Source organism: Mesorhizobium sp. M0244, from assembly GCF_040321795.1.
Lineage (GTDB): Bacteria > Pseudomonadota > Alphaproteobacteria > Rhizobiales > Rhizobiaceae > Mesorhizobium.
Window position 1 is genome coordinate 1 of record NZ_JAMYSE010000143.1, and the last position, 11,106, is coordinate 11,106.

General features: G+C 64.1%; 14 protein-coding genes and 2 pseudogenes. 7 read left to right on the forward strand and 9 right to left on the reverse strand.

Annotation, left to right across the window (positions count from 1 at the left end):
* Nucleotides 1-209 precede the first annotated feature (209 nt).
* Entirely contained in the window at nucleotides 210-1,103 is an 894-nt protein-coding gene (locus NKJ08_RS36690; protein WP_352786119.1) for a sugar phosphate isomerase/epimerase family protein, read from the forward strand.
* A gap of 39 nt (nucleotides 1,104-1,142) precedes the next feature.
* Here NKJ08_RS36690 and NKJ08_RS36695 read toward each other — a convergent pair whose 3' ends face one another.
* A complete protein-coding gene (locus NKJ08_RS36695) occupies nucleotides 1,143-1,598 on the reverse strand; it encodes a Crp/Fnr family transcriptional regulator (protein WP_352523061.1) in 456 nt (151 codons plus the stop codon).
* Between the two features lie 230 nt (nucleotides 1,599-1,828).
* Complete coding sequence (locus tag NKJ08_RS36700; RefSeq protein ID WP_023721386.1) at nucleotides 1,829-2,512, reverse strand: response regulator transcription factor; 684 nt, start codon at nucleotides 2,510-2,512, stop codon at nucleotides 1,829-1,831.
* Nucleotides 2,513-2,656: 144 nt separating this feature from the next.
* Here NKJ08_RS36700 and NKJ08_RS36705 point away from each other — a divergent pair, with 144 nt between their 5' ends.
* The gene (locus NKJ08_RS36705) at nucleotides 2,657-3,193 is read left to right on the forward strand and encodes a L,D-transpeptidase family protein (protein WP_352523076.1); all 537 of its coding nucleotides are present in this window, start codon (nucleotides 2,657-2,659) and stop codon (nucleotides 3,191-3,193) included.
* 124 nt (nucleotides 3,194-3,317) lie between these two features.
* Here NKJ08_RS36705 and NKJ08_RS36710 read toward each other — a convergent pair whose 3' ends face one another.
* Nucleotides 3,318-3,569, reverse strand: coding sequence for a hypothetical protein (locus tag NKJ08_RS36710; protein WP_352523060.1), 252 nt, complete (start codon nucleotides 3,567-3,569; stop codon nucleotides 3,318-3,320).
* Between the two features lie 163 nt (nucleotides 3,570-3,732).
* On the opposite strand from NKJ08_RS36710, the gene gcvA reads away from it, so the two are divergent.
* A complete protein-coding gene (gene gcvA, locus NKJ08_RS36715) occupies nucleotides 3,733-4,653 on the forward strand; it encodes a transcriptional regulator GcvA (protein WP_352523059.1) in 921 nt (306 codons plus the stop codon).
* A 16-nt stretch (nucleotides 4,654-4,669) separates the two neighbouring features.
* Here the strand turns inward: gcvA and NKJ08_RS36720 are convergent.
* The 6 genes and pseudogenes from NKJ08_RS36720 to tsaD all read right to left on the reverse strand — a co-directional run bounded on the left by NKJ08_RS36720 (nucleotide 4,670) and on the right by tsaD (nucleotide 8,683).
* A pseudogene (locus NKJ08_RS36720) lies at nucleotides 4,670-5,087 on the reverse strand (DUF1761 domain-containing protein).
* Between the two features lie 50 nt (nucleotides 5,088-5,137).
* Nucleotides 5,138-5,794: a class I SAM-dependent methyltransferase gene (locus NKJ08_RS36725; protein WP_352523058.1), complete on the reverse strand. Its 657-nt coding sequence runs from the start codon at nucleotides 5,792-5,794 to the stop codon at nucleotides 5,138-5,140.
* A complete protein-coding gene (locus NKJ08_RS36730) occupies nucleotides 5,791-6,216 on the reverse strand; it encodes an EVE domain-containing protein (RefSeq protein ID WP_352523057.1) in 426 nt (141 codons plus the stop codon). Before NKJ08_RS36730 ends, NKJ08_RS36725 begins: the two co-directional genes overlap by 4 nt.
* Before the next feature lie 30 nt (nucleotides 6,217-6,246).
* Nucleotides 6,247-6,543 (reverse strand): YciI-like protein, encoded by a 297-nt coding sequence (locus NKJ08_RS36735; protein WP_352523056.1) that lies wholly within the window; start codon nucleotides 6,541-6,543, stop codon nucleotides 6,247-6,249.
* Nucleotides 6,544-6,569: 26 nt separating this feature from the next.
* Nucleotides 6,570-7,571 (reverse strand): NAD(P)H-dependent glycerol-3-phosphate dehydrogenase, encoded by a 1,002-nt coding sequence (locus NKJ08_RS36740; protein ID WP_352786121.1) that lies wholly within the window; start codon nucleotides 7,569-7,571, stop codon nucleotides 6,570-6,572.
* A gap of 11 nt (nucleotides 7,572-7,582) precedes the next feature.
* On the reverse strand, nucleotides 7,583-8,683 hold the full coding sequence (gene tsaD, locus NKJ08_RS36745; protein WP_352775571.1) for a tRNA (adenosine(37)-N6)-threonylcarbamoyltransferase complex transferase subunit TsaD: 1,101 nt from the start codon (nucleotides 8,681-8,683) through the stop codon (nucleotides 7,583-7,585).
* Between the two features lie 121 nt (nucleotides 8,684-8,804).
* Between tsaD and hemC the strand changes: the two genes are divergently transcribed.
* The 4 genes and pseudogenes from hemC to NKJ08_RS36765 form a co-directional block, all read left to right on the forward strand.
* A complete protein-coding gene (gene hemC / locus NKJ08_RS36750; protein ID WP_352775002.1) occupies nucleotides 8,805-9,731 on the forward strand; it encodes a hydroxymethylbilane synthase in 927 nt (308 codons plus the stop codon).
* Nucleotide 9,732: 1 nt separating this feature from the next.
* A complete protein-coding gene (locus NKJ08_RS36755; protein WP_352775004.1) occupies nucleotides 9,733-10,449 on the forward strand; it encodes a uroporphyrinogen-III synthase in 717 nt (238 codons plus the stop codon).
* A gap of 99 nt (nucleotides 10,450-10,548) precedes the next feature.
* The gene (locus tag NKJ08_RS36760) at nucleotides 10,549-10,974 is read left to right on the forward strand and encodes a hypothetical protein (protein ID WP_352775007.1); all 426 of its coding nucleotides are present in this window, start codon (nucleotides 10,549-10,551) and stop codon (nucleotides 10,972-10,974) included.
* Nucleotides 10,931-11,106, forward strand: a pseudogene (locus NKJ08_RS36765) (COG4223 family protein); the annotation flags it as partial. The gene NKJ08_RS36760 and the pseudogene NKJ08_RS36765, both read left to right, overlap by 44 nt.

The following is an 11,106-nucleotide window of genomic DNA, read 5'->3' on the forward strand; positions in this document are numbered from 1 at the left end:
CCTGGTCTTTGTTTTTACGCGTTTGTTGTGGTCCGTGTTGCCCCACCATTGGGGGGGGGGGGGGGGGGGGGGGGCCGGCGCCCCCGCCCCCCCCCCCCCCCGGGGGGGGGGGGGGTGCGGCCCCCCCCCACCTCTTTTTGGTTGAGTGTCGGATATCCAAAACGGGTTTCCACTTTGGATCCGATGCCTCGCAGCAACCGGAGATGACCATGTCGCGCATTGGAATCCACTCATTCGTCTGGTCGGCGAGCTCGGCGCAAAGCGACCTCGAACGGACGCTGGCCAACACCAAGGAAGCCGGCTTGGACTTGATCGAATTCTCCTATCTCGACCCCGCTGATGTCGACATTGACGGCTTGGCCAAGCGGATTGCCGATCTCGGCCTCGGCGTCGCGATCAGCATCGGACTGCCGGCCGACGGCGACATTTCGAGCGCCGACAAGGCGATTGCGGCGCGCGGCGTCGAAATCCTCAACGACACGATCGCGCTGACCCGCGATCTCGGCGGCCAGAAGGTTGCCGGCATCCTCAGCACCAGCCATGGCTTGCAGACTGAGGCGCCGACGCGCGACCAGTGGAACCGCAGTGCCGGCACGCTTGCCAAGGTGGCGGAGACAGCCAAGGCGGCCGGCGTCACCCTCAACCTCGAGATCGTCAACCGCTTCGAAAGCAATCTGCTCAACACCGCCGCGCAAGGCATGGCCTTCATCGAGGACAGCGGCTCAGACAACATCTTCCTGCACCTCGACAGCTTCCATATGAACATCGAGGAGGCCGATGTCGGATTGGCCATTCGCAACGCCGCAAAGAAGATCGGCTATGTCCATATCGGCGAGAGCCATCGCGGCTTCCTCGGCACCGGCAACATCGATTTTGCCGGGATCTTCGATGCGCTGATCGCCATCGGCTACAGCGACGATCTCAGCTTCGAATCCTTCTCGTCGGAAATCGTCGACGAGAACCTGTCGCGGAAAACCGCCATCTGGCGCAATCTGTGGACCGACAATATGGAGCTGGCCAAACATGCGCGCCGCTTCATTTCGCTCGGACTGGAGACGGCACGGCGCAAGGCCGAGCTTGTTTCCGCAACGCATCGGCCCTGAAGCGCGTCGCGCTTTCCGCAAGGCGATTCCCGCCTCCGCTCAGCCGGCAAAACGCGGCGCCAGTTCCTCAATGCGGCGGATCATCGCCTGGAAATCCTCCAAGATGCGCTGGTGCAGGTGAAGCGCCAGCTCCGGATATTCCTCGAGGATACGGCGGAACATCTTGCGACTGAGCCGCAGTATTTCCGAATCGATCTCGGCGGAGGCGCTGGTCAGCCGGTTGGTGTCGGCGATCAGCGCCAGTTCGCTGAGTATGGTGCCGGGACCGGCGGTGCCGATCGGAATGCGCTCGCCATTGTGCTCGCGGTAGAGCACGATGCGGCCGCTGACCACGATGTAGGCCGAATCGGCCTCGTCGTCCTCGCGGTAAAGCTTGTGGTCGGCTTTCAACATGGTGGTTTCGGCGCCGAAGGCGAGCAGACGCAGCTGTTCCTGCGTAAAGCCCTCGAAGAGCCTCACGGTGGACAGGATGCGGATGTCGTCATCCAGCGCCATCTAGCTATGTCCCCGAACCGTCAGTCCCACTCCTCCCTTAGAGCGCCGCGCATCCGCTTTGGACGCGCAAAGGACGCTCTAACATTTTGAATCGACGCATCGTGCTTCCCAAAAATCGAGCCCGATTTTGGGCCCGATGCGTCGGCGAGTTCGATCCAGAACCACCTCCAGCCTCAGGACCGTACCCGAAAAGCGCCCCTCCTGGATCGCTTATTTGGATAATGAAATGTTTAAGGAACCAGCTTGTAGCCGCCGCTTTCTGTCACGAGAATTTCCGCGTTGGAAGGATCGCGCTCGATCTTCTGGCGCAGCCGGTAGACATGAGTTTCCAGCGTATGCGTGGTGACGCCGGAATTGTAGCCCCAGACTTCCTCCAGCAGCACGTCGCGGGTCACCACCTTCTGGTCGGCGCGGTAGAGATATTTGATGATCGAGGCCTCCTTTTCGGTCAGCCGCACCTTGGCGCCGCGCGGGTCGATCAGTAGCTTCTGGCTGGGCTTGAACGTATAGGGGCCGACCGAGAAGGTGGCGTCCTCGCTCTGCTCGTGCTGGCGCAGCTGGGCCCGGATGCGGGCCAGCAGCACGGCAAAGCGGAACGGCTTCGTCACATAGTCGTTGGCGCCGGCCTCGAGGCCAAGGATCGTGTCGGAATCGGTGTCGTGGCCGGTCAGCATGATGATCGGCGCCTTGTAGCCGCCCTTGCGCAATATCTTCACCGCCTCGCGGCCATCCATGTCGGGCAGGCCGACATCCATGATGAGCAGGTCGATGAGCCCGCCGCGCGCCGCGGCGACGCCTTTGGCGGCGGTCGCTTCCTGCAGGACATCGAATTCCTCATAAAGCGACAATTGCTCGACAAGGGTGCCGCGCAGGTCGTCATCGTCGTCGACGATCAGAATGGTGCGTGAAGTCATGGATCAATCCGTTGTTTTGAAAAGAGATTTCAGTTGACCGCTGCCTGTTTATGCGGAAGCTGCCCGGCACAACAGCCGTTCACAGTGATTTGTTCCGTGACACGATCATACAAGAAAAAACGCGATCGCAATGCAGTCGGCGCAATTTTGCCGAAAGGGCTGCGCGTGCTCACCGTGCGGGCGCGGCCCGGCCATGCCAGCCAGGGCTTTCTGCAGGCCGGCAAACTCGTGTTTCCATGCGCACTGGGGCATGGCGGCATCTCGGCCGGCAAGCGCGAGGGCGACGGCGCCACGCCGCTCGGCTCGATGCGGATATTGTCGGGGTATTTTCGTGGCGACCGTTTTTCCGGCGGCCGCAGGACCCGGCTGGCGATGACGCCGATCGGCGGCGACCTCGGCTGGTGCGAGGTGCCTGAGGACCGCAACTACAACCGCCCAGTCAAGATCCCCTATGGCGCCAGCCATGAGCGGATGCTGCGCACCGACGAGCTTTATGATGTCTGCCTGGTGCTGGACTGGAACATTGTGCCGCGCCGGCGCGGGCGCGGCAGCGCCATCTTCTTCCACCTAGCGCGCCGCGGCTTCACGCCGACGCAAGGCTGCGTCGCGGTAACGGCCCGCACAATGGCGCGGCTGCTGCCGCTGTTGTCGGAGCGGACGGTGGTAAGGGTGGTGCGGTAGGGGAGTAGTGACGTAGCGGATCGTGAAATAGTGAATAGCAAGTAATGGGAGTGGTTGATAAGGACATGCGCGGACGCGCCGCTTAGCTTTCCTATTCACTATTCACTATTCACTATTCACTACCTCACCACTGCCCTATCCGCCTCTGCGGCGGCTGCCATCCCGTGTCGAGAAGGCCGAGCCGGCCGAGTTCCCGGTCCATGGCTCGCGCGATGTCCTTGCGTTCACCGCCGATGTCGCGCAGCTGGCGATCCGGAAGGTCCTCGACATTCTCATAGGGAAGATTGACCGCGATTTTTGCATGGCGGAGCCAATCGAGCACCGCACGCAGCCAGGCCGGACGGAGGGTTACGGAGTTCAAAGCGATGTGAGACATGGTGCAATCCGCTTCTCCGGACGTCAAATCCGGTTTGATGTTTCTTCGATGATCAGATCATGGCGGATTGAAATTCAAACGGGAAACGAGTAGTTTTTTCTGTATCTTCAAGTTTTTTTTGAGGATTGGAAATGCTCGACCGACCGCTCCTCGTCTTGCACTGATGGCGCGCCTGCTGCCTGGAACCCGTGCGCTGCGGACGCTGGAGGCAGCGGCCCGGCACCTCAATTTCACCCGCGCCGCCGACGAGCTCGGCCTGACGCCGGCCGCGGTTAGCCACCAGATCAAGGAAATCGAAGATCAACTCGGGATCGTGCTGTTCACGCGCACCAGCCGCACCATCCGGCTGACCGAGGCGGGCGCGGTGTTGTTCGAGGCCTCGACCGACGCGCTCGACCTGCTTGGGCGGGCCGTCTCGCGGGCGCAGAAGATGGCGCGCGGATCGGCGCTGCTGAAGGTCACCCTCGATGCGCACCTCGCGACGAAGTGGCTGATGCGGCGCGTTGACGATTTTCGCAAACAGCATCCGGCAATCGAGCTGCGCTTCGATATTAGCTATGAGGTGCGCGATTTCGATCGCGACGATGTCGATGTCGGCATCCGTTTCGGCACCGGCAAGTATCCGGGGCTTCGCTCACACCGACTGTTCGAAAACGTCATCATTCCGATCTGCAGCCCGGCCTTGCTGCGGGCGGGGCCGCCGTTGAAAGAGCCGCGCGACCTGTTCCATCATACGCTGGCGCATATCGAATGGTCGCGGCAGGGCGTCACCTGGCCGAACTGGAGCATGTGGATGGCGGCGGCGGGCGTCGACGATTTCGACGACAGCCGGACCATCGTGTTCGGCAATTCGACGGATGCCGTTCAGGCCGCGCTCGACGGCAACGCGGTTGCGCTCGCCGATTTCGCCATGGTGGCAAACGATCTTTCGGAAGGCCGGCTGATCCGGCCTTTCGCGCTCGGCATCAAGGTCGCGCCCGAATTCGCCTATTTCCTGGTCTATCCCGAAAGTGCGGCGAATGACCCGCGCATCGTCGCCTTTCGCGATTGGCTTCTCGACGAAGTCGCCAAGACCCCGACCTGACGGTCCTGGCGAAACCTTAGATCGCGGGGGGCCCAAACCAGCCGATCACCGCGCCGATGAGAAGCAGCACGCCAAGCCAATGGCCGGTGTCGATGAGCGTCAGATCCCAGCCGAAACCTTCGTAGCGATGGTTGACCGAAAGCGTCGTGGCGACGAACCCCAGCCAGAGAACGAAACCGAAGACCAGCCCGGCAAGCAGGCTCGGGTCGCCACCGGTCACGGCACCGATGACCAGCGACATGACCAGCGCCATCACGAGCTCCGCGACGAAGGAGACGACGAAGGGCAGCACCGATTTCCCCATGGTCGCCGGATCAAGCCTGGCGGCCTTCAGCCACGGCTTGCTCAAACCCATGTACCAGGCCGCGCCGAACAGCCACGCCACCACCGGCGGCGACGATCACCGCCAGCCAATTGATCGCTGAAAAATCCATAGTTTCCCTCCCGGTCGATTGTCTGATGGAACGCCTGTTCGGCGATGCCGTCAAGCAAACCGCCAGACGGTGGTGCGCTTGACCAGGGAATCTTCGAGCGCCCGGGTTACCGCCACTTCGTAGACGGCAAGCGGTTCCAGCCCCGCTTTCGGCATATAGGAACGGCCGGGATCGCCGACGAGGATGTCGGCGCCGCGTGCCTTCAACACCGCGAACCACGGCATGAGCCTGTCGGCGAAGGTCTTGTCGTAGAAGACGTCGCCGGCCAGCACCACATCCCAGCCTGTATTGGTGCCGATGCAGTCGCCGGCGAGGAATTCTATCGCGACGCTGTTGGCCTCGGCATTGAGGCGGATCGCAGTCGCGCAGAACGGGTCGATATCGGCGGCGGTCACCTCCGCAGCACCAGCCTTGGCCGCGGCAATGGCGACAAGGCCGGATCCGGAGGCGAAGTCGAGCACGCGCTTGCCGCGCACCGTCGCCGGATTGTCGAGGACGTAGCGGGCAAGGCCTTGGCCGCCGGCCCAGGCGAAGGCCCAGAAGGGCGGCGGCAGGCCGATTTCGGTCAGTTCATCCTCGGTCCGCTGCCACAATTCATGCGCCTCGTCGGCCAGGTGCAGGCGTATCTCCGGCACGTGCGGCGGCGCCATCAGCGCCGTGTTATCGAGGATGAATGTTTTGGCGCTGTCCGGCGTCAGCGCCGTCATGGTGCAGGGGTGAGGCCACCCATGCTGCAGACCTCCTGCCATTCGGCTGAGGTCACCGGCTGCACGGAAAGCCGTCCGAGCCGCACCAGCGCCATGTCGGCCAGCTTTGGATTGGCCTTGGCCTGTTCCAGCGTCACCGGCTTCGGCATGTCCTTGTAGGCGCGGATGTCGACGCATTCCCAGCGGGGATCGTCGGTGGTGGTGTCCTGATGGGCCAGCGCGCAGACTTCGGCGATGCCGACGATGTCGAGCCCATCATTGGAATGGTAGAAGAAGCCGAGATCGCCGATCTGCATCGCCTTCATGTTGTTGCGCGCCGCATAATTGCGCACGCCGTCCCATTGCGTGCCGGCCTTGCCCTTGGCCTTCAGCATTTCGAAGGAGAAGACCGAGGGCTCCGATTTGAACAGCCAGTAGTTCATTCTTTCGCTCCTCCTCAGGTGTCGCCTGAACTAGATATTTGAAGGTTTGTTGAAGGTCCAGTTCCACTGCCGGACTTCGACGCTTTCGAACAGCCCGGCCTTGGCATAGGGATCGGCTGCCGACAGGGTTTTTGCCGCAGCCAGATCGGGCGCCTCGACCACGACGAGGCTGCCGTTCGGCTTGCCTTCCGCGTCGAGGAACGGGCCGGCGAAGGCCAGTTTCTTGTCGCCGTTCAGCCCTTCCAGAAAGGCAATGTGCTCGGACCGCGTATCGAGGCGCACCTGCAGGCTTCCTGGTCTGTCCTTGCAAATCAACGCAAACAGCATCTTTCCATCTCCGGTATTGTTCGGGATCACATGTCGGTTTCGGTTTTGAGCGGCCTGGTCATCAACGCCGACACAGCCTGGTCTATGGTGACGGTGCCGTCCAGTATGGCGGCGCCGGCGGCTTGGAGGGGCGCAGGGACCCGGCGGTCGCGGGCGAGGCGGGCGGCTATCGCCGCCGTCGGCACGCCTTCGGCCAGGGGCAGGCCGGCAAGCGGCTTGCCTTGCCCCAGCGCCAATCCATAGGCGAAATTGCGCGACTGGGCGGACGAGCAGGTCAGCAGCAGATCGCCGAGGCCGGAAAGCCCCATCAGCGTCTCCGGCTTTGCGCCAAAGGCGGCACCGATGCGACGCAATTCGACGAAGCCGCGCGTCACCATCGCCGCCTGGGCGCTGGCGCCAAGCCCGGCGCCGGTGACGGCACCCGCGGCAATGGCAAAAACGTTCTTCAGTGCGCCGCCGATCTCGACGCCGATCAGGTCGTCGCTCGAATAACAGCGCAGGTTTTCGGCCGAGAAACGGGCGGCAAGGTCGGCCGCCAGAGCCTCGTCGCGGGCGGCGACCACCACGGCCGTCGGCAGGCCTTTGGCGACGTCGGTGGCGAAGCTCGGGCCCGACAGGGCGGCCACCGGATTTGCCGGCACGATTTCCTCGGCAATGGACGACAGCAGCGCGCCGGTATCGCGCTCGATGCCCTTGGCGCAGAGAACCAGCGGGACGCCTTTCGGCACATGGCCGGACGCGGCCGTCAGCATGGCGCGCAACGATTGCGCCGGCGTCACCGCCAGCACGCAGTCGGCGTCGACGAGAGCCGTTTCGATGTCGCTTGTCGCCGCGATGCCGGGATCGATGGCGATGCCGGGCAGGTAGCGCGGATTTTCGCCGCGACCGATCGCCGCGACAATGTCCTGGTCGCGGGCGAACAGTCGGACCGAATGGCCGGCGCGCAGCATGGCCAGCGCCAGCGCCGTGCCCCAGGCGCCGCCGCCGAGCACGGCGACGCGCCAGCCGGTGCTGGCTTTGCGCTTCATGGCTTTACTCGTCACGCCTTGGCTCCGCGCCGGCCCGAGCCGACCATTGGGGCCGAGACGCTGTCAAGCGGCCAGCGCGAGCGCGGCACGAAATCGGCGGCGTTTTCACCTGATATGCCGGCGCGCAGGCGCTCGATGCCGGCCCAGGCGATCATCGCCGCATTGTCGGTGCAGAGCTTCAGCGGCGGGGCGACGAAACTGAATCCGGCCTGCTCGCATAGCGCCTGTAATGTCGCCTTGATCGTCCGGTTGGCGGCGACGCCGCCGGCGACAACCAGCGCAGGCTCTGTCTTGGCCGGGAATTGCTGACGAAACCGGGTCAGCGCCCGTGAAACACGGTCGCCCAGCGCATCCGCCACCGCCGCCTGGAACGAAGCGCAGATGTCGGCAACATCTTGGTCGCTCAGCGGGGCGATCGCCGTCGCTGCCTGGCGCACCGCGGTCTTGAGGCCGGAGAAGGAGAAATCGGGCTGCACCGAGCCCTTCATCGGGCGCGGAAAGGCGAAGCGCGTCGCATCGCCTGACGCCGCCGCCTTCTCGACATTCGGTCCGCCCGGATAGGGCAGGCCGAGCATCTTGGCCGTCTTGTCGAAGGCTTCGCCAAGCGCATCGTCGATGGTCGTCGCCCAGCGCTGGTAGTCGCCGACACCGCGCACGGCAACGATCTGGGTGTGGCCGCCGGAGACCAGCAGCAAGAGATAGGGAAAGTCGAGCCCGTCGGTCAGCCTGGCGGTCAGTGCGTGGCCTTCGAGATGGTTGATGGCGATCAGCGGTTTTTTGGCTGCTGCGGCGATGGCTTTTGCCGTCATCAGGCCGACGATCAGTCCGCTGACCAAGCCTGGACCGGCGGTGGCGGCGATCGCATCGATATCGGCGAGTTCGACGCCGGAATCGGCAAGTGCTGCCTCGATGATGCCGTCGAGCGCCTCGACATGGGCACGCGCGGCGATCTCCGGCACGACGCCGCCGAAAGCGGCATGCTCCTCGATCTGGCTGAGCACGACATTTGACAGGATCTTGGGGGACATGATTTGAGGCGCGCTGCTACTGTCCAGCGCCACCACGCTGGCGGCGGTCTCGTCGCAACTCGTCTCAATGCCCAGAACGCGGATCAATTCGTCGCTGTCTCCAAAAATCGTACAGATTGTACAGCCGGCCATTCCTCGCTAGGAGAAAGCCCGGCAAAGCCCTCGCTGGAAATGTTCCGGCCGGGGTTATCACGGACCGCGCGCCATGCAAACAACCTTGAAAATCGGAACACGCGGCAGCCCGCTGGCACTGGCGCAGGCGCATGAAACGCAGGCGCGGCTGATGGCGGCGCACGGCATGCCGCCCGAAGTGTTCGAGGTGGTCGTCATCTCGACCAGCGGCGACCGCATCCAGGACCGGCCGCTGTCGGAAGCCGGCGGCAAGGGCCTGTTCACCAAGGAAATCGAGGAGGCGTTGCTGTCGCGCCGCATCGACATCGCTGTGCATTCGTCGAAGGACATGCCGACGCTGTTGCCCGACGGGCTGGAACTGTCCGCCTTCCTGCCGCGTGAGGATGCGCGCGATGCTTTCATCGGCAAGGCGGCGCGAACGATTGCCGAGCTGCCGCAAGGCGCCAAGGTCGGTTCGTCGTCGCTGAGGCGCCAGGCGCTGATCAGGCGCATGCGGCCGGACCTCGACGTGGTGATGTTTCGCGGCAATGTGCAGACGCGGCTGCGCAAGCTCGACGAGGGCATTGCCGACGGCACCATCCTCGCCTATGCCGGGCTGAAGCGGCTCGGGCTCGAAGATGTCGTCACCGACCTGATGCCGCTCGACGTCTTTCCGCCGGCGCCGGGACAAGGCGCGATCTGCATCGAAAGCCGCATCGGCGACCGCGACATGGAACAGATGCTGACGGCAATCCATGACGTGCCGACCGGCCAGGCGCTGGCCTGCGAGCGCGCCTTCCTGGCGGCGCTCGACGGGTCCTGCCGCACGCCGATTGCCGGCCATGCGACGATATCAGGCGGAACGATTTCTTTTGCCGGGCTGATTATCTCGCCCGATGGCACGCAGTCGCATGAGGTCAGGCTGGAAGGGCCGGCGCAGGAGGCGGCGCGCATCGGCACGGAAGCCGCCGCGACCGTTCGGGCGAAGGCCGGCGAGACGTTCTTCGACGGCTGGACCTGATATGGTCCGCGTCCTGGTGACGAGGCCGGAACCAGGCGCCTCGCGCACGGCGCGCCGGCTTGAGGATGCCGGTTTTAAGCCGATCCTGCTGCCGTTGACCGAAACGGTGGCGCTGCCGGCCGACGCCGACGCGGTCGCCGATGCTGCCGCGGCGGTCGCGGTCACCAGCACCAACGGCGTTCGCCACGCGCCCAAAAAGATCATCGCGGCGCTCGCCGGCTTACCTTGTCATGCCGTCGGCAGGAAGACCGCCGAAGCCGCCCGCGCAGCCGGGTTTCTGTCGGTCAGCGAAGGTCCGGGCAATGCCGAGGCGCTGGCCGATGCACTTGCCGGCGCCTACGCCGGACAGACCATCGTCTATCTGTGCGGAAGGGTGCGGTTTCCGGGTTTCGAGGAGCGGTTGCAGGCGGCGGGTATCAGGGTTCGTGCGATCGAGACCTACGACACCATGGCGCTCGACCATTCCGACGAGGACGTTCTTGCGCGCTTGTCAGCCCAACCGGCCGAGGCGGTGCTGCTCTACTCGGCCAAGGCGGCCATAGCGGTGCAAGCCTTGGCCGGCCGACCGGCGCTGCGTGGTCTTTTTGGAGACGCACACTTTTTCGCCTTGTCGGGACGTATTGCCGCGGTCCTTGGCGAGGGTTTTGGTAAAAACATCCACATTGCGCCGGAACCCAGCGAAGAGGCGCTGCTGGCGCTTTTGCAGCCGCGGCGCTGACGGGCATCTGCCCTGCCCGTTTCCGGACGTTGGCGCCGCCCCTCACCTGCCTGCCGGCATCCTCTCCCCGTATAGTGACGGGGAGAGGGGCCCTCATCGATGATTTCGCCAATTTTCAACGTTGCGGAAGGTGCGCCAAGGTTGCGGCCAGCCCCTTCTCCCCGTCACCATACGGGGAGAAGTGCCCGGCAGGGCGATGAGGGGCGGCACAACCTTGAGCGATTGGCCTGGCAGAAACCTATTTTGTTCTTGCTTTGTGCCGGCAGCTATGCTATCAATTCGCCGAAGGTGCTGATTCGCGCCAACGACCCGCCGCCGAGGCGGGTTTTTGTTTTGGTCCCGCTTATCGGTATCCAACCGCTGCGGCGTTTTGCCAAAACTGAACTCGAAAACCTGGCGTCATCACGCCGCCCCTTTTCACCGCTTGGTGATGTGCTAGACCCTTCCAACCATCCCGAAGCGAATTTTGCGGAGCCCGAGCATGGTCAAGACGCCGAAGATGCGGCATTCCAAGAGCCGCCGTGAGCCGGTGACCATCGAGCTCGAACCTGGCGCCGTCTCGCGGGTCGCCGACGAACAGGATGCCGGCAAGCAGCAGACAGCCGGGGCGCAGACCGACGAGGCGAAAGCCGAGGAAGCAGCGAACGCCTCGCAGCC